At 69.1% G+C, this 24,061-nt stretch carries 19 protein-coding genes, 1 pseudogene and 1 riboswitch; of the genes and pseudogenes, 8 read left to right on the forward strand and 12 right to left on the reverse strand.

The window, feature by feature from the left end; translation table 11 throughout:
* Positions 1-48 precede the first annotated feature (48 nt).
* From trpS to WT16_RS21905, 7 genes are all read left to right on the forward strand, one after another.
* On the forward strand, positions 49-1,089 hold the full coding sequence (trpS, locus tag WT16_RS21880; RefSeq protein ID WP_063534932.1) for a tryptophan--tRNA ligase: 1,041 nt from the start codon (positions 49-51) through the stop codon (positions 1,087-1,089).
* Between the two features lie 302 nt (positions 1,090-1,391).
* Positions 1,392-2,009 carry a glycine zipper 2TM domain-containing protein gene (locus WT16_RS21885; protein ID WP_059928957.1) on the forward strand — a complete coding sequence of 206 codons (618 nt, stop codon included), beginning with the start codon at positions 1,392-1,394 and terminating at the stop codon, positions 2,007-2,009.
* Positions 2,010-2,280: 271 nt separating this feature from the next.
* On the forward strand, positions 2,281-2,421 hold the full coding sequence (locus WT16_RS34535) for a hypothetical protein (RefSeq protein ID WP_009915755.1): 141 nt from the start codon (positions 2,281-2,283) through the stop codon (positions 2,419-2,421).
* An 83-nt stretch (positions 2,422-2,504) separates the two neighbouring features.
* On the forward strand, positions 2,505-3,743 hold the full coding sequence (locus WT16_RS21890) for an amidohydrolase family protein (RefSeq protein ID WP_006027987.1): 1,239 nt from the start codon (positions 2,505-2,507) through the stop codon (positions 3,741-3,743).
* Positions 3,744-3,837: 94 nt separating this feature from the next.
* Positions 3,838-4,260, forward strand: a complete 423-nt coding sequence (locus WT16_RS21895) for a helix-turn-helix domain-containing protein (protein ID WP_063534197.1) — start codon at positions 3,838-3,840, stop codon at positions 4,258-4,260.
* Positions 4,261-4,404: 144 nt separating this feature from the next.
* On the forward strand, positions 4,405-4,719 hold the full coding sequence (locus WT16_RS21900; protein ID WP_231892100.1) for a DUF4180 domain-containing protein: 315 nt from the start codon (positions 4,405-4,407) through the stop codon (positions 4,717-4,719).
* Between the two features lie 201 nt (positions 4,720-4,920).
* The gene (locus WT16_RS21905; RefSeq protein ID WP_059928963.1) at positions 4,921-5,868 is read left to right on the forward strand and encodes a CPBP family intramembrane glutamic endopeptidase; all 948 of its coding nucleotides are present in this window, start codon (positions 4,921-4,923) and stop codon (positions 5,866-5,868) included.
* A gap of 157 nt (positions 5,869-6,025) precedes the next feature.
* Here WT16_RS21905 and WT16_RS21910 read toward each other — a convergent pair whose 3' ends face one another.
* From WT16_RS21910 to WT16_RS21950, 9 genes are all read right to left on the reverse strand, one after another.
* Positions 6,026-7,309, reverse strand: a complete 1,284-nt coding sequence (locus WT16_RS21910; RefSeq protein WP_059928966.1) for a voltage-gated chloride channel family protein — start codon at positions 7,307-7,309, stop codon at positions 6,026-6,028.
* An 82-nt stretch (positions 7,310-7,391) separates the two neighbouring features.
* Positions 7,392-7,458: riboswitch (Fluoride riboswitch) on the reverse strand.
* A gap of 80 nt (positions 7,459-7,538) precedes the next feature.
* Positions 7,539-8,261 (reverse strand): haloacid dehalogenase type II, encoded by a 723-nt coding sequence (locus WT16_RS21915; RefSeq protein ID WP_006027992.1) that lies wholly within the window; start codon positions 8,259-8,261, stop codon positions 7,539-7,541.
* A 358-nt stretch (positions 8,262-8,619) separates the two neighbouring features.
* Positions 8,620-9,648 (reverse strand): chemotaxis response regulator protein-glutamate methylesterase, encoded by a 1,029-nt coding sequence (locus WT16_RS21920; RefSeq protein ID WP_015603743.1) that lies wholly within the window; start codon positions 9,646-9,648, stop codon positions 8,620-8,622.
* A gap of 6 nt (positions 9,649-9,654) precedes the next feature.
* Positions 9,655-12,000 carry a hybrid sensor histidine kinase/response regulator gene (locus WT16_RS21925; RefSeq protein ID WP_063534199.1) on the reverse strand — a complete coding sequence of 782 codons (2,346 nt, stop codon included), beginning with the start codon at positions 11,998-12,000 and terminating at the stop codon, positions 9,655-9,657.
* The gene (locus tag WT16_RS21930; protein ID WP_063534200.1) at positions 11,997-12,722 is read right to left on the reverse strand and encodes a chemotaxis protein CheW; all 726 of its coding nucleotides are present in this window, start codon (positions 12,720-12,722) and stop codon (positions 11,997-11,999) included. The genes WT16_RS21925 and WT16_RS21930 overlap by 4 nt, the downstream gene beginning before the upstream one ends.
* Positions 12,703-14,307, reverse strand: coding sequence for a CheR family methyltransferase (locus tag WT16_RS21935; RefSeq protein ID WP_063534201.1), 1,605 nt, complete (start codon positions 14,305-14,307; stop codon positions 12,703-12,705). Before WT16_RS21935 ends, WT16_RS21930 begins: the two co-directional genes overlap by 20 nt.
* Positions 14,304-14,822 (reverse strand): chemotaxis protein CheW, encoded by a 519-nt coding sequence (locus tag WT16_RS21940; protein WP_015603124.1) that lies wholly within the window; start codon positions 14,820-14,822, stop codon positions 14,304-14,306. Before WT16_RS21940 ends, WT16_RS21935 begins: the two co-directional genes overlap by 4 nt.
* Before the next feature lie 30 nt (positions 14,823-14,852).
* On the reverse strand, positions 14,853-16,529 hold the full coding sequence (locus WT16_RS21945; RefSeq protein ID WP_063534202.1) for a methyl-accepting chemotaxis protein: 1,677 nt from the start codon (positions 16,527-16,529) through the stop codon (positions 14,853-14,855).
* Between the two features lie 170 nt (positions 16,530-16,699).
* Positions 16,700-17,797 (reverse strand): hybrid sensor histidine kinase/response regulator, encoded by a 1,098-nt coding sequence (locus tag WT16_RS21950; protein WP_015603468.1) that lies wholly within the window; start codon positions 17,795-17,797, stop codon positions 16,700-16,702.
* A gap of 508 nt (positions 17,798-18,305) precedes the next feature.
* On the opposite strand from WT16_RS21950, the gene WT16_RS35090 reads away from it, so the two are divergent.
* On the forward strand, positions 18,306-18,533 hold the full coding sequence (locus tag WT16_RS35090; RefSeq protein WP_082874961.1) for a hypothetical protein: 228 nt from the start codon (positions 18,306-18,308) through the stop codon (positions 18,531-18,533).
* A gap of 435 nt (positions 18,534-18,968) precedes the next feature.
* Here WT16_RS35090 and WT16_RS21965 read toward each other — a convergent pair whose 3' ends face one another.
* From WT16_RS21965 to WT16_RS21975, 3 genes and pseudogenes are all read right to left on the reverse strand, one after another.
* The gene (locus WT16_RS21965) at positions 18,969-20,402 is read right to left on the reverse strand and encodes an aldehyde dehydrogenase family protein (RefSeq protein WP_063534203.1); all 1,434 of its coding nucleotides are present in this window, start codon (positions 20,400-20,402) and stop codon (positions 18,969-18,971) included.
* A gap of 54 nt (positions 20,403-20,456) precedes the next feature.
* A pseudogene (locus WT16_RS21970) lies at positions 20,457-22,095 on the reverse strand (acetolactate synthase large subunit).
* 293 nt (positions 22,096-22,388) lie between these two features.
* A complete protein-coding gene (locus tag WT16_RS21975; RefSeq protein WP_063534204.1) occupies positions 22,389-23,969 on the reverse strand; it encodes a Na+/H+ antiporter in 1,581 nt (526 codons plus the stop codon).
* Between the last annotated feature and the right edge of the window lie 92 nt (positions 23,970-24,061).

The raw sequence follows: 24,061 nt of genomic DNA on the forward strand, positions 1-24,061 counted from the left end.
CCCTTCGTTCGGCCCGGATTGCGGCGGTTCTTCCCGGAGAAACCGTTCATGCAAGACGACATCTCGACCCCGCCCCGACCGCCGGTCGCATTGACGGGCGATCGCCCGACGGGCGCGCTGCACCTCGGCCATTACATCGGCTCGCTGAAGACGCGCATCGCGCTGCAGGACACGCACCGGCAATTCATCCTCGTCGCCGACACGCAAGCGCTGACCGACAACGCGCACGACCCCGACAAGGTCCGCCGCAACGTGATCGAAGTCGCGCTCGACTATCTGGCCGTCGGCATCGATCCGCGCAGGAGCACGATCGCCGTGCAGTCGGGCCTGCCCGCGCTCGCCGAGCTGACGCTCTTCTATCTGAACTTCATCACCGTCGCGCGCCTCGAGCGCAATCCGACGATCAAGGATGAGATCCACGCGCGCGGCTTCGGCCGCGACATTCCCGCCGGCTTTCTCTGCTACCCGGTCGCGCAGGCGGCCGACATCACCGCGTTCAAGGCCGACACGGTGCCCGTCGGCGACGATCAGTTGCCGCTCGTCGAGCAGACGAACGAGATCGTCCGCCGCATCAACCGGCAGGCGGGCGTGGACATGCTGCCCGAGGCGAGCGCGCTGATCTCGCCGACGGGACGGCTGCCGGGCGTCGACGGCCGGGCGAAGATGAGCAAATCGCAGGGCAATGCGATTGCGCTGTCGTCGCCGCCGTCGGCGATCGCCGATGCGGTCAAGCGGATGTACACCGATCCGAAGCACTTGCGCGTGTCCGATCCGGGCACGGTCGAGGGCAACGTCGTGTTCACGTATCTCGACGCGTTCGACGACGAGCCGGACGAAGTCGAGCGGCTGAAGGCCGCGTATCGCGCGGGCGGCCTCGGCGACATGGCGCTCAAGCGCCGGCTCGAAGACAGGCTGCAGGCGTTGATCGCGCCGATCCGCGAGCGGCGCGCGCAGTTCGCGCGCGAGCCGGGCTATATCGTCGACGTGCTGAAGGAAGGCACCGCGCGCGCGAACGACGTCACGCAGCGCACGCTCGACGAGGTGCGCGATGCGCTGGGCGCGTTTTCGTTCCGGAGATTTGCCGGTTGACGCGCGCGGCGCGGCGGGTGGCCGGAGCGCCCGGGCATGGGAGCCACGGGAAGATGCTAACGGGGTGGACTCGCGACTTCGACTGGCGACTTCGAATGCCGGATGTTTTCGGGAGCACCGTTCGAGATGCTCGAAGCATCCGGCGCACGCGCCCGACGACACCGTGTTTTCATCGGACGGATCGCTTCGCCGCCCCGACCGACCGCGCGGCAACAGACTTTACACACTGTTACGCGCGACGCTCATCCAACGATGGGCGCATTCCCTATACTGCCGGCGTGTAACAGCAACCACCCGCTACCATGAACACGAAGCCCACCCGAACAACGACAACGAAGCGCCCGGCTTTCACGAAGACCACCCTGCTCGTTTCGCTCGCCGCGACAGCCGCGCTGTCGCTGAGCGCATGTGTCGCGCCGAATGCGTACGGACCGTATGGTTCACAGCCGCAGTACGGCGCGCCCGCCTATGCGCAGCCGTCGTACGCGCAGCCGGCCTACACGCAACCGTCATACGCGCAGCCCGATTACTCGCAGCCCGGCTATCCGCAACAGGGCTATCAGTCCGGCTATTCGGGCTACTCGACGCAGTACGGCACGATCGCCGGCATCCGCCCGATCGGCGGCGCGACGGGCCCGTCGGGCGTCGCGGGCACCGTCGTCGGCGCGCTCGTGGGCGGCGTGCTCGGCAACCAGATCGGCCGCGGACACGGCCGCGACGCCGCGACGGTCATCGGCGCGCTCGGCGGCGCGGTCGCGGGCAACCAGATCGGCCAGCAGATGGGCGCGCAGCCGAGCGCCTATCGCGTCGACGTGCAACTGAGCGACGGCTCGATGCGCTCGCTCGACCTGCAAACGCCGGGCGATCTGCGTCCGGGCGATCGCGTGCGCATCGACGGCAACCAGATCTCGCGGTACTGAATCGCAGGTATCGAACGGCGACGGCGTGCCACGTACGCGTCGCACGCGCGTGCTACAGCCGCGCGCCTGCCGCGCATGAACCCGGCGACGGAAAGCGCGCGCCGCCCCCTGCCCGAGCGCCTGCGCGCCGGCCGCCCGACGACAGGCGCACGAAGGGCAAACACCGCTCCCCGCCGCGCACGCTGCGCACTACCATGACGCTTTGTTCGCGCGCCTGTCGCATTCGGCCCGTGCGCGCTCGTCATCCCGAAGCCGAATCCGGGCACTCATCATGCGCATCACGCCTCTCCTTCCGTCGCACTGTCCCGTCGCAGACAACTTCGCCGCCACGCTGTTCGGCGGATTCGCGCCGTTCCTGACCGCGTGGCCGGTCGCGAAGACAGGCAGCGACATGGCGCCCGCCCTCATGTGATGGCCGCTGCGGCCATCAGCCGCGCCGGCGCCTTCCACGTGAAGGACGCGCGCGACGACTTTCATTCCACAAGGACAAACGCAATGACGCTCAAGGTGATTCAAGGCGGCAACGTACTCGATCTCGAACGCGGGATCGTGCTGAAACGGCATCATGTCGTGATCGACGGCGAACGCATCGTCGACGTCACCGATCGCGAGCCCGATCTCCCCGGCGCCCGCGTGATCGACGCGCACGGCAAGACGGTGATGCCGGGCTTCATCGATTGCCACGTTCACGTGCTCGCGTCGAACGCGAACCTCGGCGCGAACGCGGCACAGCCGAACATCCTCGCGGTGATCCGCGCGCTGCCGATCCTCGACGCGATGCTCTCGCGCGGCTTCACGAGCGTGCGCGACGCGGGCGGCGCCGACTGGTCTCTGATGCACGCGATCGACACGGGCCTCGTGCCGGGGCCGCGAATCTTTCCGTCGGGCAAGGCGCTGTCGCAAACGGGCGGACACGGCGACTTCCGGCCGCGCGGCGACTCGCTCGAACCGTGCTCGTGCTGCTTCCGCGCGGGCGCGATCGCGCGCGTCGCCGACGGCGTCGACGCAGTGCGGCTCGCGGTGCGCGAGGAGATCCAGAAAGGCGCGACGCAGATCAAGATCATGGCGTCGGGCGGCGTCGCGTCGCCGTCCGATCCGATCGCGAACACGCAATATTCGGAGGACGAGATTCGCGCGATCGTCGCCGAGGCGCAAGCGGCGAACACCTATGTGATGGCGCATGCGTACACGGCGCGGGCGATCGCGCGCGCCGTGCGCTGCGGCGTGCGCACGATCGAGCACGGCAACCTCGTCGACGCAGCGGCGGCGGACGTGATGCGCGAACACGGCGCGTTCGTCGTTCCGACGCTCGTCACCTACGATGCGCTCGAGCAGCACGGCGCGCAATTCGGGATGCCGGCCGATTCGATCGCGAAGGTCGCATCCGTTCGGCAGGCGGGCCGGGCTTCGCTCGACATCTACGCGCGCGCCGGCGTGCGGATGGGCTTCGGCTCCGATCTGCTCGGCGAAATGCACGCATTCCAGTGCAGCGAGTTCCGCATTCGCGCGGACGCGCTCGGCACGCTCGAAGCGCTGCGATCGGCGACGACCGTCGCCGCCGACATCGTCGGCATGTCAGGCGAGCTCGGCACGATTGCCGCCGGCGCGATCGCGGACGTGCTCGTGATCGACGGCGATCCGCTCGCCGACATCGAAGTCGTCGCCGGCCAGGGCGAGCGGATCGAGTACGTGCTGCAGCGAGGCCGGATCGTCAAGGAGCGGCGCGCCGCCTGAGCTGCCACTCACGAATATTCCCAAATATTCCCAAAAATCCTCGACTCAAGGCACAATAGGGAATATTTTCATTGGATGTCTCCGTGCCGCCGCCATGCTCGAACCATTCCACACCGTCGACGAAGCCGCCGAACGCTTGCGCCTGCATCCGAAGACGGTGCTGCGCTTCATCCGCGAAGGCCGCCTGCGCGCGACGCGCATCGGCAAGGCCTACCGGATCGCGCGCGCCGATCTCGACGCGTTCGCCGGCGCGCCGCCCGATGCGGCGAAACAGCCGCCCGCGCGCGTCACCTGCGTCGCGGACCTGCAGGACGCGTCACCCGAGTTGCACGGCCATGTCGCGCGGAGCCTGCAGGCGATGCTGTCGACGCACGAAACACGCGCCCATCCGGTTCATCTCGAAACGATCTTCGATCCGGCCGAGCGGCGGCTGAAGGTCGTGATCGTCGCCTCCGCCGGCGACGCGGCGGCGCTGCTCGGCGTGCTCGACACGCTCGCCGCATCGTTCGCGCGATGATCACGCGCTATCGTCACGGCGCGACGCGTGCGACGGTTGCCGCCGCATGCGCACGTGCGCCGGCCGCCGACCAGCCGCACTTCGTCCGCGGGCAGCGCGACGTGATGCTCGATCTTCTCGTCGGCCACATGAAAGGTTCACGCGATGAAACATGAGATGCTGACCGTCGGCGACGTGCGCGTATTGCGTTTCGACGCGGCGAGCGCCGCGCCGCTGCGCGACGGAGCCGCCGAAACCTTGCTCGCCGCCGCGTGGGAGCACGACGCGGCGTGGGTCGCGGTGGCGGCCGAGCATCTGTACGACGACTTCTTTCGCCTCGACACGCGCGTCGCCGGGCATCTCGTGCAGAAGCTGATCAACTATCGCGTCAAGCTCGCCGTCGTGGGCAACATCGACGCGGCGCTCGCGCGCAGTCGCGCTGCTCAGCGCGCGCGACGCCGCGCGTTAGGCGATGCGTGAGACGACGCGGCGCAACCCGACACATCGCCCGCCGCGCGCCGCCAGACACATCGTCACCATTCTCCACAATCGGCGACACCACATTTTCTCGCGCGGGATGTACCATTCGGCCCCGTACGCGCCGCATTCCGAGACCTGGCCGAGCGCCGTACGCGAAGGCATTTCGTAAGCCTGATCATCGAAAAATCCAGGGACGCGCAAATGGGAGATGTGAACAAAACCGGCTGGCCGCCCCCGTTACCGCCTCGACTCAAACGCATCTGGCACGGCGCCGACGGCCTGCGCGCCGGCTGGGCCGTGCTGCTTTACGCGGCGATCGTCGCGGCGGTCCTGCTCGCGCTCGGCTTTGCGGCGCGCATCGCGCATCATCCGTTCCGGCCGCGCAGCGATCTGAGCGCGGCCGGACAGATTCCGTTCGAGCTCGCGCTGTGCGCGGCCGCGCTGATCGCAACGCGCGTGATGAGCCGCCTCGATCGCCGCTCGTGGCTCGATTACGGCCTGCGCGCGCCGCGCGGCGCGGCGCATTTCGCCTGGGGCGCGTTCTGCGGTCTCGTCGCGGTGTCGGCGATCATGGGCCTGCTCGTCGCGACGGGCGGCGCGACGATCGAATACTCGGGCGTGAGCGGAGCGGCCGCATCCGAATCGGCCGTTGCGTGGGCGGCCGCGTTCGTGCTCGTCGCGCTCGCCGAGGAAGTCGCGTTTCGCGGCTATGCGTTCATGAAGCTCGCGCAGCGCACGCACCCCGTCGTCGCGGCGGCGCTCACGTCACTCGCCTTCGGCATCTCGCACGTGTCGAATCGCAACGAGAACATCGCGGGCATCGTGCCCGTCGTGATCTACGGGCTCGTCGCGTGTCTCGCGATCTGGCGCACCGGCTCGCTGTGGTGGGTGCTCGGCGAGCATGCGATGTGGAACTGGAGCGAATCGTTCCTGTTCGGCGCGGCCGACAGCGGGCTCACCGCGCCCGGCGCGCTGTTCAGGAGCCACGCGATCGGCCCCGTCTGGCTGAGCGGCGGCACGGTCGGCCCCGAGGCGAGCGTGCTCGTGTTTCCGGCGCTCGCAGCGCTCGCGTATGTCGCCTGGCGTCTGCCGTCGCGCGCGGCGTCGAGCGGCCCGACGCTCGCGCGCGGACGCCGGCAGCCGGTGTGAGCCGGCTCCGCCGCTCGGTCCGCGATCCATCAGTTCGCAACCAGTTCGCCATCCGGTCAGTTCGCCGTCAGCGCGCAATTGACGCGCGCGCCGCGCATTCGACGCGCGCGCCGACAATCGCGCCCGCCCCGCTTCGTCGCCGCGCCGCGACGCGCGATCACCTCGGCGCCGATTCCCCCGCCACCGCGTTCGCGAGGCTCGCCTCGCCGCGCGGCCCCGGCAGCTTCGCGTGACCGATCCGTTGCGCGCGATAGATGCCCGCGTGCCCGGAGAACAGATACGCGACGACGCAAGCCAGCGCCGCATACGCGCCGATCGGCGCGCCGAACAACTCGATCGCCATGATCGTCGATGCGATCGGCGTATTCGCCGCGCCGGCGAACACCGCGACGAAGCCGAGCCCGGCGAGCACCGGAACCGGCAGCGCGAGCAGATGCGACAGCGCGTTGCCGAGCGTCGCGCCGATGTAGAAGAGCGGCGTCACTTCGCCGCCCTTGAAGCCCGACGCGAGCGTGACGACCGTGAACGCGAACTTGCCCGCGAAATCGTAGACGGGCAGCGGCCCGCGAAACGCGGCCTCGATCGTCGGGATGCCGAGGCCGAGATACTGCGGCGCATGCAGCAGCGTCGCCGCGAGCGCGACGAGCGCGCCGCCCGCGACGGGCCGCAGCGGCGGATACGCGATCCGGCGCTTCGCGAGCGCGCCGAGCGCGTGCGTCGCGGCGGCGAACAGCCGGCCGACGACGCCGAACGCGACGCCCGCCGCCACCGCCGACGCAACGCCCGCCGCGCTCAGCGCGGGCACGAACGGCACGACGTAGACGGTGTGATGGATGCCCCATTGCCGGCACACCGCATCCGCGACGATCGACGCCGCGACGCACGCGAAGAGCGCGTCGTAACGCAGCCGGCCGATCGCGAGCACTTCGAGGCCGAACACCGCGCCCGCGAGCGGCGTGCCGAACACCGAGGAGAAGCCCGCGGCGATCCCGCTCATCAGCATGATCCGGCGATCGTCGCGATCGAGCCCGGCGAGCTGCGTGACGCGATCGGCGAGCGCGCCGCCCATCTGCACCGCGGTGCCTTCGCGCCCGGCGGAGCCGCCGAACAGATGCGTGACGACGGTCGCGACGAGCACGAGCGGCGCCATCCGCTTCGGCACGATCGTCTGCGGATCGTGGATCTCGTCGATCAGCAGGTTGTTGCCGCGCTCGACGGACCGGCCGACGCGCTGATAGACCCAGCCGGTCGCGAAGCCCGCCGCGGGCAGCAGCCACAGCAGCCACGGATGCGCGACGCGCGTGCCGGTGGCGAGATCGAGCGCCCAAAGGAAGAGCGCGGACGCCGATCCGGCGAGCGCGCCGACGGCGGCCGACAGCGCGAGCCAGCGGCACAGATGCGCGAGCGCCGCGACGGGCTCGAGGGTGTGCAGACGTTTCATGAATTTCCAGATTCGACAGGACATCAAACCCGGGCGGCAGGACGCCGCTTGCTACGGATGGCCTACGACCTCCTGCACCCAGGAACGCGTAGGCATCATCAGCCGGCTCGCCGGCGGTTGTACGGAGGCATGCCATCTCCGGTCGCCGCGGATTGTACGCGATGCCGCGCGCACGCGGCAACCGGCGCGGTGACGGCGGGCGCGAAAGCAAACGTGGACGTGAATGCCGTCACGCGCCGAAGCGCTCCGCGAGCTCGACGAAATCCGCCGCGACGACGTCCCAATCCTGCTCCGCGCGCAGATCGGCCGTCTGCGCGGGACCGTGCTCGCGCGGGCGCGCGACGAACGCGGTCCGATAGCCGCAGCGCCGCGCGGCCGCGAGGTCGCCGTTGTGCGCGGCGACGAGGCACACCTCGTCGGGACGCAGCGCGAGGATGTCGGCCGTGCGCAGGTACGCTTCGGGCGTCGGCTTGTACGCCTGCGCCACTTCGGCGCCGAGGATCGCGTCCCACGGCAATCCCGCGCGCTTCGCCATGTCGATCATCAGGATCACGTTGCCGTTCGACAGCGGTGCGATGATGTAGCGCGCCTTCAGCCGCGCGAGCCCCGCGACCGAATCGGGCCACGGATCGAGCCGGTGCCACGCGAGATTCAGTGCGTCGAGATCGGCGTCGGCCACGCCCGCGCGATCGATGCCGAACGCGGGCAGGATCGCTTCGAGATTCTCCCGATGCAGCACGTCGAGCCGCGTGAACGGCCGGCGGCCGCTGCGCACGTGCTCCATCGCGGGCGAATAGCGCGCGCGCCACGCATCCGCGAAAGCGGCCGGATCGGCTCCCGCGCCGCCGTACTTCGCAAGAAACGGCGTCGCGTCGCGAATGACGCCGGAACGCCAGTCGACCACGGTGCCGAACACGTCGAATACCAATGCCTTCACGCCAAGCGCCTGCATGATGCTCTCCTGAGTCGTGGAATGACGTTTCAGGATGCAGCGGGCCCGTCGGCGGCTCGAACCGGGCCCGTCGCCATGCGCGCGCAATCGGCCGGGACCGCGGCAAACGGCTCGCCGGCCGGCGAAGCGCGCGCATACGACGAACGCAGGACCGCCCCGCACGGTCCGCCGAACGCGGGCCGCCGCTCCTGCACGTCTGGAAGAAACGCACATCTGCCGCTCGACATTATCGGCGATCGCATGCAGGCGTTCTTGGCGAAGAAATCGAGGCCGACGTCGAAATCGAAACCGGATTCGGCGGGCGAATCGCAGCGAGAGACCGGCGCCGCATGGGGGCGCGCGACGAACGCGCGCGGCCTCAGCGCCAGCGCTGCTTGTTGCGCTGAACGAGCGAGATCAGTTGATCGGCGATCCGCTCGAGCGGCAGCACCGCGCTCGCCGCGCCGATCGCGGCGGCCGCCTTCGGCATTCCGTACACCGCGCTCGTCGCTTCGTCCTGCGCGATCGTGTAATGCCCCTTCGTGCGCATCGCCTTCAGACCGAGCGCGCCGTCGCGTCCCATGCCCGTCAGCAGCACGCCGATCGCCTCGCCCTTCCAGTGATCGACGACGCTGTGAAAGAACACGTCGACCGATGGCCGGTAAGGCGTCTCTTCCGGACGCCGCGTATACGCGAGCAATCCGCGCGACGTCAGGTGCAGGTGGTCGTTCGTCGCCGCGAGCAGCACCTCGCCCGCCTGCGGCACGCTGCCCTGCCGCGCGATGCGCACCGGCAACTGCGAGTAGCCGTCGAGCCACTGCGCCATGCCGATCGCGAACGCCTGGTCGACATGCTGGACGATCACGATCGCCGCCGGAAAATCGCCCGGCAGCCGCCGCAGCAGCGCGGTCAACGCAGTCGGCCCGCCCGCCGACGCGCCGATCGCGACGAGCGGCGGCAGCGCGCCCTGCGGCGCGGGCGCGGCGGCGGCGGGCGCGGCCACGGGCGAGCGCGTCGCGAGCAGCCGGCCGATCTGGTCGATCTTCACGAGCAGCGGCTGCGACGGATCGGCGCTGCCGCCCTGCTCGAGCGTCGGCGTGTCGACCGCGTCGAGCGCGCCCGCGCCCATCGCCTCGTAGACGTACGACGCGTTCGCGCCGACGTTCGCGGTGACGATCAGGATCGCGCACGGCGAGCGCGCCATGATGCTGCGCGTCGCCGACACGCCGTCGATCCGCGGCATCACGAGGTCCATCAGGACGAGGTCCGGCGGCTGCGCGACGCAGAAATCGACGGCCTGCGCGCCGTCCGTCGCGACCCACAGCACGCGGTGCTCGGGCCGCAGCGCGATCGCGCGGCGCAGCGCCTCGACGGCGAGCGGCAAGTCGTTGACGATGCCGATGTTCATGGCTTCTTACGCGTCCCCAATCAGGTCTTGCACGGCATCGAGCAACGCCTCGTCGTGGAAGCCGCCCTTCGCCAGGTAATAGTCGGCGCCCGCTTCGAGCCCGCGCCGCCGGTCCTCGTCGCGATCCTTGTACGACACGATCATCACCGGCACCGCTTTGAGCAGCGGATCGCCCTTGATCAGCGTGACGAGCTCGATGCCGTCCATCCGCGGCATGTCGATGTCGGTGACGACGAGATCGAAGCTGTCGCCGCGAATCGCGTTCCAGCCGTCCATGCCGTCGATCGCGATCGTCACGTCGTAGCCGCGCTTCTCGAGCAACTTGCGCTCGAGCTCGCGCACGGTCAGCGAATCGTCGACGACGAGCACGCGCTTCGCGCGCCGCGCGAGCGCATCCTGATCGCCGCGGCGCACCGTCGCGAGCTGGCCGCCGCGAATCAGCTTGTCGATCGAGCGGATCAGATCCTCGACGTCGACGATCAGCACCGGATCGCCATTTTCCAGCAAAGCGCCCGCCGCAATGTTCTGAATTTTGTTGAGGCGTCCGTCTAACGGCTGCACGACGAGCATCCGCTCGCCGAGGAAACGGTCGACCGCGACGCCGTAAGTCTCCGGCTCGCCTCCGACGACGACGACGGCCGTCGTCGGCCGGCTCTCGTCGAGCTCGCCCGCATCGAACAACTGATGCGCGGTGACGAGGCCGACGCGGCGATCGTCGAGCGGAAAATGCGGCTGGCCCTCGAGCACGTCGAGGTCCGCGCGGTCGAGCTCGAGCGTGCGGCGCACCTGCACGAGCGGGAACGCGTACGGCTCGCCGCCGACGTCGACGATCAGGCTGCGGATCACCGACAGCGTGAGCGGCAACTGCAGCACGAAGCGCATGCCGAGGCCCGGCTCGTTGAAGATCCGCACCGCGCCGCGCACCGATTTCACCATCTCCTGCACCGCGTCGAGGCCGACGCCGCGGCCCGACACGTCGGTCACCTGCTCGCGCATCGAGAAGCCCGGCAGCAGCAGGAATTCGAGCAGCTCCGGGTCGGACAGGCGCGCGGCCGTGTCCTCGTCGGTCAGGTTGTGGCGGACGATCGCCGCGCGCACCGCGGCCAGATCGGCGCCGGGGCCGTCGTCGCTCACGCTGACGAGGAGCGACCCGGCGCTGTGCCGCGCCTCGAGCGTGATGGTCGCTTCAGCCGGCTTGCCGCGCGCGAGCCGCGCATCGGGCGGCTCGACGCCGTGGTCGATCGCGTTGCGCAGCAGGTGGCCGAGCGGCGCGTCGAGCATGTCGAGGATGTCGCGGTCGACCTGCGTCGCCTCGCCGACGATCGAGAAGCGCACACGTTTGCCGAGCGAGCGTGCGAGATCGCGCACGACGCGCGGGTACGCGCGCGTCGCGTCGCCGAACGGACGCATCCGGCATTGCAGCGCCTCGTCGTACAACTGCTCGGCGATGTGCGAGCTGCGGCGCTCGAAGCGGTCGAGCTCGTCGAGCCGCGCCGCGAACGTGCGCTGCAAGTCGGTGAACATCTGCCGCACCTCGTTGAGCGCGGCGCGCACGCGCGGGTCCGCATCGTCGGCGAGCACTTCGAAGGCCGAATCGAGCGAGCGCGCCGCATCGCGCTGCGCGCGCTTCACGCGCAGCATCGATTCGGCGAACGGCTTCAGCCAGCGCGACTCGACGAGCGACTCGCCGGACAGGCTCAACAACCGGTTCAGCGTGTCGGCGCGCACGCGGCGCACCTGGCTCGACGCGCGGTCCGCGTCCTGCGCGCGGGAGGACGGCCGGGGGGCGTCGTGGGGCAAGGCGTCGCGCGGCATGTCGGCCGCAGTCGCATCGTGCGCATCGTGCGCATCGCCAGTTTGCCGCGCATCACGCGCATCACGCGCGTCACGCGCGTCGCGTGCGTCGCGTGCGTCGCGTGCGTCGCCGGCGTCCGCGTCCGCGCTCGCTGCGCTCGCCCCCGCCTCCGCCGCCGCGAGCGCCGCCGCGAACGCGTCGATCTCGTGCGGCGCGACCGACGCCGCCGTCTGCGGATCGCCGACGCGCACGAGCAGATCGACGCCCGTCAGCAGCGCGTCGACGTGGCACGGCGTCAGCGGCTGCCGGCCGTGCTGCGCGGCGACGAAGCAATCCTCCATCCGCCCCGCGATGTCGACGCCCTGCGGCACGCCGACGATCCGCGCCGCGCCCTTGAGCGAATGCGCGGCGCGCATGCACGCCTCGAGCGTCGCCGCGTCCTGCGCGCCGCGATCGAGCGCGAGCAGCCGCTCGGACAGCGCCTGCGTCTGCGTGTGCGTCTCCTCGCGGAACAGCTCGAGCAGCGACGCGCGGCCGAGATCGTCGTCGGCGCTCATCGCAGGCTCCGCGTCAGCGAATCGAACAGGCGGTCCTCGTCGAGCAGGCCGATCGTCTTGCCGCGCCACGCGAACACGCCGCGCGAATGCACGGCGCCCGCGCGCGCGACGGTGGCCGGCACCGGCATCCAGTCGGCGGGCGTGAAGCGCAGCACGCCTTCGACTGCGTCGACCGGAAACACGACCGGATCGCCGCGATGCGCGACGACGAGCATCCGCGTGAAGCTCGTGCGCGACGCGGCGCGATCGGCGCGCGCATCGAGGCTCAGCAGCTCGGCGAGCGACACCGCGACGCGCAGCATCCCGCGCACGTTGACGATGCCGAGCACCGCGCGGTTGCGCCGATGCGGCAGCGGATGGATCGAGCGCGTATCGGTGATCTCGCGCAGTGCGCGAATCGGCAGCGCGAGCCATTCGTCGGCGACGCGAAACGCGAGCGCCGAATGACCGGACTCGGCTTCGCCGTCGCCGTCGCGCGCCGCCGGCGCCGCGTTCGAGCGCGGCGCGCGCTCGGCGGCAAGACGCGCCGCCTCGGCGAGATCCGCGTCGGTCAGCGGCCGGTCGAGCAGCAGCGCCGCGTGCCGCTCGTACACCGGGCAGTTCAGGCAGCGTCGACAGGTATCGAGCCGCTCGCACGAGCGGTCGCCGCGCGTGCCGATGCGATTCCAGCAGGCATCGATGTCGAATGCGATCTTCGGTCGCTCAACGACGTCGCGTTCCATGGGTTCCTCTCGGTTCGCCGTCGTCCGTGTCGGTCACGGACGCGGCCGATTCGTACTGGGCCGCGCGTCGGGCCCGTTGCATCAGCCATTGTGCGCTGTCCCGATCGCCCGCGATGTCGAGCAGCGTCGCCAGATGAGTCAGCGCTTCGTAATGCGACGGATCGAGGTACAGCGCCTTCCGATAGCAGTCCGTCGCTTCGTCGCCGCGGCCTCGCGCGTCGGCGATCAGGCCGAGCAGGTAGAACGCTCCGGCGCTCGGGCCGGACTGCTCGATCGACGCGTGCACCGCCTGCTGCGCGGCGTCGAGCGCGCCGGCGTCGGCGAGGCGGCGGGCGGCGTCGAGCGGCGCTTCGGCGAGCGCGCCCGCATGCGAAGCGTCGGTCGCGCGCGGCGCCGCGCCGGCATTGCGCGTGGCCGCCGCCGATGCGAGCCGGCCGGCATCGGCCGACGCGTCGGGCAGCGTATCGAATGCCGGACGCGCGGCGAACGATTCGAACGCGGGCGGCCCACCGTCGATCGCGCGCGCGATCGGCTCGGGCGTCGGCCAGCCGGCATCGAAGAGCCATTCCTGCGCGATCGCGCGCAGCGTGCCGCCGAGCGTCGGCGTGCGATCGCCGCCCGCAGCGCCTGCACTTCCCGCGATGCCTGCACTTCCCGTCGCCGCCGCGCCGCGCCGCGCGCCGCCCGCCCCTTGCGCGCCGACGCCGCTCGCGCCGGGCCGCGTCGACGCATCGGCAGCCGGCTTGCGAAACGCGAACGCGAGCGGAATCTGCGCGGACGCAAGCCCCTGCCGCATCACGACGCCCGTCTCGGCCGGCCCGACGAACAGGATGCCGCGCTCGTCGAGCCGCTCTTCGACGATCCGCACGACGCGATCCTGCGCGCCCCGATCGAAATAGATCAGCACGTTGCGGCAGAACACGAAGTCGTACGGCTCGCCCGAGCAGCCGGGCAGATCGAGCAGATTTGCCTGCCGGAACCGCACGCACGTGCGCACCCGCTCGTCGAGCACCCAGCCGTCGGCCGCCGCCTTGAAATGCCGGTCGCGAAAGCCGAGCGCGTGGCCGCGAAACGAGTTGCGGCCGTAGCGCGCGCGCTCCGCGTGCGCGATCGCGCGCGCGCTGATGTCGAGCGCGTCGATCTCGAAGCGCGCCGCATCGATGCCCGCGTCGAGCAGCGCCATCGCCGCCGAATACGGCTCCTCGCCCGTCGAGCACGGCGCGCTCAGGATTCGCAGCACGCGCGCGGGCTGCGCGAAGAGACGCTGCGCGCCGAGCCGCGCGAGCGCGCCGAACGCCTCGCACTCGCGGAAGAACCAGGTCTCAGGCACGACGAACAATTCGATCAGCGCGCGCCGCTCGTCGGTCGATGCGTTCAGGCGCCGCCAGTACGCGTCGAGCGCCTCGTCGGTGATCGGCTGCTGCGGGTGGCCCGCCTGCGCGGCCGCGCCGTCGCCCGCGCCGGGCTGCGTCGCGGCGATCCGCTCGCCGAGCGCGCGCGCGACGAAATCGTTGCCGAGCGACGCGGGATCGATGCCGGTCTCGCGCGAGAGCCACGCATGAAAACGCGGATCGAAGACGTTCATTGCCCGCCTCCCGCCGGCGCGCCGTGCGCATCGAGCGACGCTGCGTAGTCGAACAGCAACGCGCGCGCGTCGCCGTCGACGATATGCTGGACCGCGACCCACTGCACGACGCCGTCAGCATCGCTCGCTATCGGTCCGAGCCAGCGCGCGTGCGGCGTCGCGAATCCGCTGTCGCGAAACGCGGCGCGCGCAATCCGCGCGGTCTGCGTCGCGCGTTCGACGATGAGCCCGAGCAGGCGCGTGCGCGGCGGCGCGAACGCCTGCTCGGCGGACGCGGGCGGCCGGTAGCGCACGAGCACGAGCCGCGTCGAGCGCAGCGGCTGCGCGGGGCGCCCGAGCGCGAGCCGCGGCACGTCGATCACCGGCACCGGCTCGCCGCGATGCATCAGGATCCCGGCCGCCCATGCGGGCGCGCCGGGAATCGTCTTCGTCGCGGCGAGCGGCAGCACTTCGGCGATCTCCGCCGCATCGAGCGCGTAGCGCTCGCCGTCGAGGTGGAACAGCAGGAACAGCATGTCGGCTCCGCCTTTCCCGTCACGCGCGCATCATGCGTCGACCTTGAAGCGCGACACGCCGGTGCGCAACTGGTTCGCGACGAGCGTCAGGTCGTCGATCGCCTGCGACGACTGCCGCAGCGATTCCGCTGTCTGCTGCGCGGCCTCGGACAGTTGCGCGAGCGCCTGCGTGATCTGCTCGGCGCCGCTCGCCTGCGTCTGCATCCCTTCGTTGACCATCTGGAAGCGCGGCGCGAGCGTCTGCACTTCGGCGATGATCTGCGACAACTGCCCGCCCACTTGCTGGACATCGCGCATCCCGCGGCGCACCTCCTCCGAGAACTTGTCCATTCCCATCACGCCCGCCGACACCGCCGACTGGATCTCCTTCACCGTCTGCTCGATGTCGTACGTCGCGACGGCCGTCTGATCGGCGAGGCGGCGGATCTCGGTCGCGACGACCGCGAAGCCGCGCCCGTATTCGCCCGCCTTCTCCGCCTCGATCGCCGCGTTCAGCGACAGCAGGTTCGTCTGGTCGGCGACCTTCGTGATCGTCGCGACAACCTGATTGATGTTGATCGCCTTCTCGTTGAGGATCGCGAGCTTCGCGTTCACCGAGCCCGCCGCGTCCATCACGCTGCGCATCGTCTCGCCCATCCGCGTGAGGCCGCTCTGGCCGACGCCCGCGAGCGTCGCCGACTGCTCGGCCACCCCCGACACTTCGTTCATCGTACGCAGCAGATCGCGCGACGTCGCGAAGATCTCGCGCGACGTCGCGCCGATCTCGGTCGTCGTCGCCGCGGTTTCGTTCGCGGTCGCCTGCTGCTCGCGCGAGGTCGCCGCGATCTCGGCGACCGACGTCGTCACCTGCAGCGACGACTGCTGCGCCTGCGCGACGAGCGCGGTCAGCTCGTCGGCCATCCGGTTGAAGCCGCTCTCGAGCGTGCCGAATTCGTCGCTGCGGCCGAGGTTCAGGCGCTGCGTCAGGTTGCCGGTGCGCATCACGTCGTGCACGTCGATGAGCCGTGCCATCGGCACCGTCACCGCGCGATGCAGCAGATAGCCGAGCGCGAGCGCGGTCACGAGCACGACGCCAAGCGCCACCGCGAGCGTGATCTCGGTGCCGTGCACCGATTCGCGGATCAGCGTCGCCGACTGATCGGCGAAGCGCCGGTTCTCCTGCACGAGAATGTTCGCATGACGAATCACATCTTCCCACGCCGGCGTCATCTTCGCGTACGCGGCGAGCGCGTCGGGCTTCGCGCCATGCGCTTTCTGCACGGTGTCATTCAACAGCGGCAGGTAGCGGTCATACGCCGCGCGGAACGTGTTGAAGCGCTCCTGGTCGTCGCCGCGAAACGTCGACGCCTGATACGCGGACGACAGCTTGTCGAACTCTTCGAGCAAGCCCGGCACCTTCGCGAGATCACGCCGGGTCGCGTCGGCATCGGCGTCGACGAACACCGCGCGCTGCAGCGTGATGTACGACTCGTTCGCCGCCGCGCGCAGCGACGACGCGAGATAGACGCCCGGCAGCGAATCGCGCTCGATGCTGACCGCCTCGTCGTTGATCGCGCGCAGGCGCTGGTAGGACAGCGCCGCCATGAACAGCATCAGCACGAACAGCACGCCGAAGCTGAACAGGATCCGGTTGCCCAACGTGAGCCGGCTGCCGGCGGCGGGTTTGCGGAGTGTCTCGTTGCTGGCGCGAGGCGTCACAGTGGGCATGTCGTTCTATCCGGCTGGCGGAAATCAGGTGAATGAAGCGGCGCGCGGCGCGCCGGGCGAATCGCATCGATCCCGGCGCGACGCGCAACCCGGGCCTCGCGAGTGTAACTTGAACCACCGCAAACGAGATGTGCCCTCGCGCGAACGCTGCGCGCATTGCGCGCCACGCGTCACACGGCGCTCACATCCTTCGGAATCCGAAGTCCCGCGAGAAAGCCGCGCGGCGTGTAGCGCATCAGGATCTGCCCGCGATGCTTCGCGGCCGTCGCGCGCACGAACGCGAGACCGAGCCCGAAGCCGCCGCGCTGCGCGCCGCCCGCCGGCACGAGCCGCACGAACGATTCGGTCGCGGCCGCGCGCTGCTCGGGCGCGATGCCCGCGCCTTCGTCCTCGACGCCGATCAGCCAGCCGTCGCCGTCCTCGACGAGCGTGCAGCGCACCTCGGAGCCCGCGGGGCCGTACTTCAGCGCATTATCGACGAGGTTCGCGACCGCGCGCGTGAGCATCATCCGGTCGCCGATGCACAGGCACTCTGTCGGCGGCACGTCCGCGCGCACGCGGCTGCCGACGCTGCCCGCCTTCTCCCAGAGTTGGTCGACGGCGTCGAGCACGACCTCGTTCAGGCTCACGGTCTCGCTCGGCCGTTTCTCCGATTGCGCGCGCGTCAGATGAATGAAGCCGTCGGCGAGCGCGAGCGCGCGGCGCGCATGCATCTCGATCCGCTCGAGGATCGGCGGCATCGCGCCGTGCTCGTTGCGATAGACGTCGAGGAGCGCGAGGATCGACGTCTGCGGCGTGCGCATGTCGTGCGACAGGAAGTCGAGCACCTCGTCGCGCTGCCGCAGCATCAGATACGAATTCGAGTGGTAGCGGATGCGCGCGATCAGCTCGATCGTGTCGGGCAGCTTGACGAGATAGTCGTTCGCGCCGGCGACGAACGCCGCGCGCTTGACGACGGGCTCCTCCTTCGCCGACAGCACGATGATCGGCACGCGGGCCGTCTGCGCGTCGGCGCGCCACGCGCGCACGAGGTCGAGGCCGTCGATGTCGGGCATCACGAGATCCTGCAGGATCACGGTCGGCTTCATTTCCTTCGCCATCGCGAGCGCGCGCTGCGCGTCGGTGCATGTGTGCAGCACGATGTCGCTCTCCGGGACGAGCGAGCGGCGAATCACTTCGCCGACGAACGCCTGGTCGTCGACCAGCAGCACCGAGATCCCCGATTCGAGCGAATCCGGAGCATTATCCCTGCTCGTTTTGTTCATCATGTCTTAGCACTACACAATCGTTGCCTTGTCGCCTGTTCCGCCAGCCCCGTTCGTCGCTCGCTTGCCCGGCATGGTGAGGCATGCGACCGCGTGAGCGCGAGCCCGCCGTTCCTCGCAGGACGGCAATGAAACGGGCCCTCATTCTTTCTCAAAACGGATATAAAGCACCGATATTAAATGAAATTAAGTCGACTCGCCGATCTCGCGCGATAATCGCAGCGCATTTCACTTCCTTTTACGATCGAATCTTCGGTCGATCCGGTAAAAACGCGTATCGGAACGATCCGGTTGATTCGGTAGCCACAATGCGCCGGATACGCCCGGCACGCAATTGCATCCGTGCAGTGTGTTATCTGCCAGCCACAGTCTGATTTATCAATTGCGTCTGCAACACTGCAAGATGTGGAAGCGCAAACGTTTTCGCCGATGCGGATCGCCGAACATGCGTCGAATGTGCGCCGGCGGGAGGGAAACGGTCCGCGACGCTTGCCGGACAGGCGTTTGCGGCATGCGCGCGACGCGCGCCGCCGTCGCGCCCGGCCGTGCGCGCGAACATGCGAAACCACGGCGCCCGGATGCGCGGGACGTCGGTTTGACCGTCTGGTCGGTGGGCGATAGCATGCCGAACGTTGTGCAGCCGCGCGCGCCGCAGGCGAGCCCCGGCGCCATCGCGAACATTCCGCGCATCACGCGTCACTATCCGTTTTTTCGAGATATCGGCGATCGAGGCCGCTGATTCCTTATCTCAATATTCCCGCAATTTTCGTTTAAAACGAGCGCAGCACTTTCTTATCCAATTATTCACGGCATCCTCATGAAACCGAGTTACTGCGTTGGCGAAACTATCTCGAAAATGGCCACATTCGACGTGGATTCCGTGCGCCGGATCGACGCGATTCGGCGGACTGATCGTCAGCGGTACGCATTATTCGGCGCTGATCATGGGCATGGTCGCGACCTTCCTCAGCGAGCAGCGGGCGACACGGTGACGAGGGCATGGCGGATCGTCGCGATCGCGGCAGCCTGGCTGCGATCGCCCGCCCGTGCCAGCCGCTGCGGTCGCCGCGTCTGATTCGGATGGCGAAAGAACAAGTCCGACGAATCCCGCGGACATCTCGCGGCGAGGCCGCGCAGGCGCGGGCGAACGCGGCGCCGAACCGCCCCGCCGCGTTCAGCGCCGGCGCACGACCATCAAGCGCAGCTCGGTCATGTCCTCGATCGCGTAGCGGATTCCTTCGCGGCCGAGCCCCGAGTCCTTCACGCCGCCGTATGGCATGTTGTCGACGCGGAATGACGGCACGTCGTTGATCACGACGCCGCCCACTTCGAGTTCGTCCCATGCGCGCTGCGCATGCGACAGCGAATCGGTGAACACGCCCGCCTGCAGGCCGAAGTCGCTGTCGTTCACGCGCGCGAGCGCGTCGTCGAAATCGGAGTACCGCTCGAGCAGCGCGACCGGGCCGAACGCCTCCTTCCGATACAGATCCTGATCGCGGCGCACCTCTTCGAGCAGCGTCGCCTCGAACATCGCGCCGTCGACCTTGCCGCCCGCGACGATCTTCGCGCCCGCCGCCACCGCCGCGTCCATCCAGCCCGCGAGCCGCCGCGCCTCGGATTCGGAGATCATCGGGCCGACGAACGTGGCCGGGTCCTTCGGATCCCCCATCTTCAGCGAGCGCGTCTTCGCGATCAGCCGCTCGCGCAGCGCATCATAGACGTCCGCGTGCACGATGATCCGCTGCACGCCGATGCAACTCTGCCCGGATTGGTAGTACGCGCCGAACGCGAGACGATCGACGACGTAGTCGAGCCGTTCGCGCTGGTCGGCGTCGACGATCGCCGCCGCGTTGCCGCCCAGCTCGAGCACGACCTTCTTCTTGCCCGCCTTCTCCTTCAGCGCCCAGCCGACGGCGGGCGAGCCCGTGAACGACAGCAGCTTGAAGCGCTCGTCGGTCGTGAAGAGATCGGCGCCGTCGCGGTGCGCGGGCAGGATCGAGAACGCGCCCTTCGGCAAATCGGTTTCCGCGAGCACCTCGCCGATGATCAGCGCGCCGATCGGCGTGCGGCTCGCGGGCTTCAGCACGAACGGGCAGCCGGCGGCGAGCGCGGGCGCAACCTTGTGCGCGGCGAGGTTCAGCGGGAAATTGAACGGCGAGATGAACGAGCACGGGCCGATCGGCACGCGCTTGTAATAGCCGCTGTAGCCCTGGGCGCGCGGCGAGATTTCGAGATTGACGAGGCCGCCCTCGATGCGCACCGATTCCTCGGCCGCGACACGGAACGTATCGATGAGGCGCGTCACTTCGCCCTTCGAATCGTTGATCGGCTTGCCCGCCTCGATGCACAGCGCCTCGGCGAGCTCGTCGAAGCGTTCGCGAAAGCGCGCGACGCAGTGTTCGAGGATCGCCTGCCGCTTGAACGCGGGCAGCGCGCGCAACGGCTTCTGCGCGTCGACGGCCGCCGCGATCGCGGCGTCGATCGCCTTCGCATCGGCAAGCGCGACGCGCGTCGCGACCGTGCCGCTGTACTTGTCGGTGACGTCGAGATCGGTGTTCGCGTACACCGCCTCGTTTGCGAGGTAATACGGATAGGTTTCCTTCAGCATGTCGAATGACTCCGTCCGGTTGATGTCCGGTTGATCCGCGGTCCGCCTGCTGCGTCACAGTTGCGCCGACAGGCGCTTGATTTCGCGATTGAGCACGCGCTCGTTGTCCGAGTAGTCGATCGGCACGTCGATCAGATGCACGCCCGGCGACGCGAAGCACTCGCGCACGAGCGGCTCGAGCGTCGGCCGACGCGATCCGGTGCCCGTGCGCGCCGTAGCTCTGCGCATACGCGACGAAATCCGGGTTCGCGAGCGTCATCGCGTAATCGGGGAAGTTCATGTTCTCCTGCTTCCAGCGGATCATGCCGAACGCGTCGTCGCGCAGGATCATCACAACGAGATCGAGCTTGAGCCGCACCGCCGTTTCGAGCTCCTGAGAATTCATCATGAAGCCGCCGTCGCCGCACACGGCGATCACCTTGCGCTGCGGATGCACGATCTTCGTCGCGATCGCCGACGGCAGCCCCGCGCCCATCGACGCGAGCGCGTTGTCGAGCAGCAGCGAGTTCGGCTCGTGCGCGCGCCAGTAGCGTGCGAACCAGATCTTGTACATGCCGTTGTCGAGACACACGATGCCATCTTCCGGCAGCGACCGGTACAGATCGTTGACGATGCGCACCGGATACATCGGAAAGCGCGGATCGTCCTGCCCCTTCTTCAGGTGCGCCTCGAAGTGCTCCTTGATCAGCATGAAGCGCGAGAAATCCCAGTGCGGCTGCCGCGTGAGCTTCTCCTTCATCTGCCACACCGCGTTCGCGATATCGCCGACGACCTCGATCTGCGGGAAGTAGACGGGATCGACCTGCGCGCCGAGGAAATTCACGTGGATCACGGTCTTGTCGTCGGCGCGCATGAAGAACGGCGGCTTCTCGATCACGTCGTGGCCGACGTTGATGATGCAGTCAGCGTGCTCGATCGCGCGGTGAACGAAATCGCCATCCGACAGCGTCGCGTTGCCGAGCCACAGCGGATGCGTCTCGTCGATCACGCCCTTGCCCATCTGCGTCGTGAAGAACGGAATGCCCGTCGTGTCGACGAACTCCTTGAGCATCTTGCAGGTGGTCTTGCGATTGCCGCCCGCGCCGATCATCAGGAGCGGATGGCGCGCCGCCTGGATCGCGTCGATCGCGCGCGCGAGCGCCTTCTCCTCGGCGATCGGCCGGCGGCTGTAGCTCGCCGGAATCGGCTCGCCGTCGCCCTCCTCATGCGCGATGTCCTCGGGCAATTCGAGATGCGTCGCGCCCGGGCGCTCTTCCTCCGCGCGCCGGAACGCCTCGCGCACCGCAGACGGAATGTTGCCGATCGACACGATCTGCCGCGTGAGCTTCGTGAGCGGCTGCATCATCCCGACGACGTCGACGATCTGGAAGTGCCCCTGCTTGCTCGACTTGATCGGCTTTTGCCCGGTGATCATCAGCATCGGCATGCCGCCCAGTTGCGCATACGCGGCCGCGGTGACGAAGTTCGTCGCGCCGGGCCCGAGCGTCGCGAGGCATACGCCCGTCTTGCCGGTCAGCCGCCCGTAGGTGGCCGCCATGAAGCCCGCCGCCTGCTCATGCCGGGTCAACACGAGCTTGATCCGGGATCGCCGCAGCGATTCGAGCAGATCGAGGTTTTCCTCGCCGGGAATGCCGAACACATACTGGACGCCTTCCGCCTCCAGCGCCTTCACGAACAGATCGGATGCTTTCATGGGGACTCTCGGTTGGTGCCGCGCATCCGGCCTACGGTCCGCGCGGCGTTGAGCGACGCGCGCGCCGGCCTACGGCGCGCGCGACCCTTTCCTTCGACAGACAAAAGCAACAGCAAGCCATGCGAAACAGCCGCGGCGATGCGCGGCGCGGCCCGCTTCAGCCCAGTTCAGCCGGCGCGCGCTCGACGGCGCGCCAGTGGCGGGGACGCTTTCCGATTGTAGGTGATCGATGAAAAAGTCGCTTCGGGCCGCACGGTTTACGAAACGATGACAGACGCGCCAGGCGCGCGCCGCTACCCCTTCGCATGCTCGGCCGCAATCTCCTGCAGATCGAGATCGCGTTCGAGCAGATACAGCATCTCGTCGTGAATCTGCCCGCCGCGATGCAGCCGCAGCAGCTCCGCGCGGCCGGCCGCGATCGCCGCGAGCACGACGTCATAGTGCGCTTCACGCTCGCTCTGCGCAAACGCGGGCTCGTTCTGATGGCGCGCGGTCATGTTCGCGCGGTACGTATATTGCTCGAGCAGCCGCGGGTGGATCACGTTGCCGTCGGCGTCGCGCACGAGCGGCTGGATCGCCGCGAGTTGCGCGGCCTCGACGCGCGCCCATGTCTGCGGCTCCGTCAGATGATGCGCGGCTCGTCCCGGATCGCGCAGCTTCAGCAGCCGGATCAGCGGCCCGATCGTCGTGCCCTGCAGCAGCACGGTGACGAGAATCACCGCGAACGCGGCGACGAGGATCAGGTCGCGGCCCGGCATCGCGTCCGGCAGCGACAGCGCGATCGCGAGCGTCACGACGCCGCGCATCCCGGCCCAGCTCATCACGGCCGCCGCCTTCCAGTCGCCGCGCAAGCCGCGCCCGCGCACACGCGCGACGGGCGCCTTCAGCAGCTCGACAGCGAACACCCAGACGAAACGCGACGCGACGACGGCGACGAGCACCGCGACCACCGCGGGCGTCATCGTCGCGAACACCTCGCCGAGCCCGCCGAGCCGCTCGATCACGCCGCGCAGCGACAGCCCGATCAGCACGAACACGAGCGCCTCGAGCAGGAACACGATCACCTGCCAGAACGCGGTGCCGCGATTGCGCACCGACGCCGAGAACACCTCGTGCTGATGCCAGCCGAGCATCATCCCGGTCGTCACGGTCGCGATCACGCCGGACACCTCGAACATCTCGCCCGCGATATAGCTGATCCATGCGGCGAGAACGGCCACCGTGATCACCAGATAGTCGTCTTCGATGAGCTTCAGGAGCCGCACGATCAGCCAGCCGACGACGCCGCCGACCGCGACGCCGCCGATGCCGAGCTCCGCGAAGCGCACGACGGCGTCGCCCGCGCTGAACGCGCCCGTCAGCGCGGCGGCGACCGCGAAGCGAAACAGCACGAGCCCTGCGGCGTCGTTCAGGAGGCTCTCGCCTTCGAGCAGCACCATCAGCCGGCGCGGCAGCGCGACGCGCTCGAGCACGGCCTTCGCGGCGACCGCGTCGGGCGGCGACACGATCGCGCCGAGCGCGAAGCACGCGGCCCACGGCAGCCCCGGTGCGACGAGATGCACGGCAACGCCGACGGCGAGCGTCGTGAAGGCGACCGCGCCGATCGCGAGCATCATGATGCCGCCGACGTTGCGCTTGAATTCCTCCCACACCGAGAAGTACGCGCCGTCCATCAGCAGCGGAGGCAGGAACACGATCAGCACGAGATCGGGATCGAGATTGACGGGCGGCAGCCCAGGCAGGAACGCGATGCCCGCGCCGCCGACGAGCAGCGCGGCCGCGGGCGGCAGCTTGAGCCGCTTCGCGAGCAGCTCGAGCGCGACGATCGCGAGAAAGGACAGCAAAACGAGCTTGAATGCCGAGACCGGGGACATGACGCGCCTTCCACGCTGGGATTGAACGGCCGAACCCGAACGAACGGTCGGCCCGGTCGCGCGATTACAGCATGAGCATGCATCCCGCGTCG

This window comes from Burkholderia sp. MSMB1589WGS, assembly GCF_001636105.1.
Lineage (GTDB): Bacteria > Pseudomonadota > Gammaproteobacteria > Burkholderiales > Burkholderiaceae > Burkholderia > Burkholderia humptydooensis.

Excerpts from the sequence above, each read along its gene's own strand:
- WT16_RS34535 (WP_009915755.1), top strand. The coding sequence starts at position 2,281 with ATGCGCATCACGCCTCTCCTTCCGTCGCACTGTCCCGTCGCAGACAAC.
- trpS (WP_063534932.1), top strand. The coding sequence starts at position 49 with ATGCAAGACGACATCTCGACCCCGCCCCGACCGCCGGTCGCATTGACG.
- WT16_RS21925 (WP_063534199.1), bottom strand. The coding sequence starts at position 12,000 with ATGAGCGCCGACGACGATCTCGGCCGCGCGTCGCTGCTCGAGCTGTTC.
- WT16_RS21915 (WP_006027992.1), bottom strand. The coding sequence starts at position 8,261 with ATGCAGGCGCTTGGCGTGAAGGCATTGGTATTCGACGTGTTCGGCACC.
- WT16_RS21975 (WP_063534204.1), bottom strand. The coding sequence starts at position 23,969 with ATGTCCCCGGTCTCGGCATTCAAGCTCGTTTTGCTGTCCTTTCTCGCG.
- WT16_RS21900 (WP_231892100.1), top strand. The coding sequence starts at position 4,405 with ATGAAACATGAGATGCTGACCGTCGGCGACGTGCGCGTATTGCGTTTC.
- WT16_RS21950 (WP_015603468.1), bottom strand. The coding sequence starts at position 17,797 with ATGATGAACAAAACGAGCAGGGATAATGCTCCGGATTCGCTCGAATCG.
- WT16_RS21905 (WP_059928963.1), top strand. The coding sequence starts at position 4,921 with ATGGGAGATGTGAACAAAACCGGCTGGCCGCCCCCGTTACCGCCTCGA.
- WT16_RS21930 (WP_063534200.1), bottom strand. The coding sequence starts at position 12,722 with ATGGAACGCGACGTCGTTGAGCGACCGAAGATCGCATTCGACATCGAT.
- WT16_RS21965 (WP_063534203.1), bottom strand. The coding sequence starts at position 20,402 with ATGCTGAAGGAAACCTATCCGTATTACCTCGCAAACGAGGCGGTGTAC.
- WT16_RS21890 (WP_006027987.1), top strand. The coding sequence starts at position 2,505 with ATGACGCTCAAGGTGATTCAAGGCGGCAACGTACTCGATCTCGAACGC.
- WT16_RS35090 (WP_082874961.1), top strand. The coding sequence starts at position 18,306 with ATGCGCGCGACGCGCGCCGCCGTCGCGCCCGGCCGTGCGCGCGAACAT.
- WT16_RS21920 (WP_015603743.1), bottom strand. The coding sequence starts at position 9,648 with ATGAACATCGGCATCGTCAACGACTTGCCGCTCGCCGTCGAGGCGCTG.
- WT16_RS21885 (WP_059928957.1), top strand. The coding sequence starts at position 1,392 with ATGAACACGAAGCCCACCCGAACAACGACAACGAAGCGCCCGGCTTTC.
- WT16_RS21895 (WP_063534197.1), top strand. The coding sequence starts at position 3,838 with ATGCTCGAACCATTCCACACCGTCGACGAAGCCGCCGAACGCTTGCGC.
- WT16_RS21935 (WP_063534201.1), bottom strand. The coding sequence starts at position 14,307 with ATGAACGTCTTCGATCCGCGTTTTCATGCGTGGCTCTCGCGCGAGACC.
- WT16_RS21910 (WP_059928966.1), bottom strand. The coding sequence starts at position 7,309 with ATGAAACGTCTGCACACCCTCGAGCCCGTCGCGGCGCTCGCGCATCTG.
- WT16_RS21945 (WP_063534202.1), bottom strand. The coding sequence starts at position 16,529 with ATGCCCACTGTGACGCCTCGCGCCAGCAACGAGACACTCCGCAAACCC.
- WT16_RS21940 (WP_015603124.1), bottom strand. The coding sequence starts at position 14,822 with ATGCTGTTCCTGCTGTTCCACCTCGACGGCGAGCGCTACGCGCTCGAT.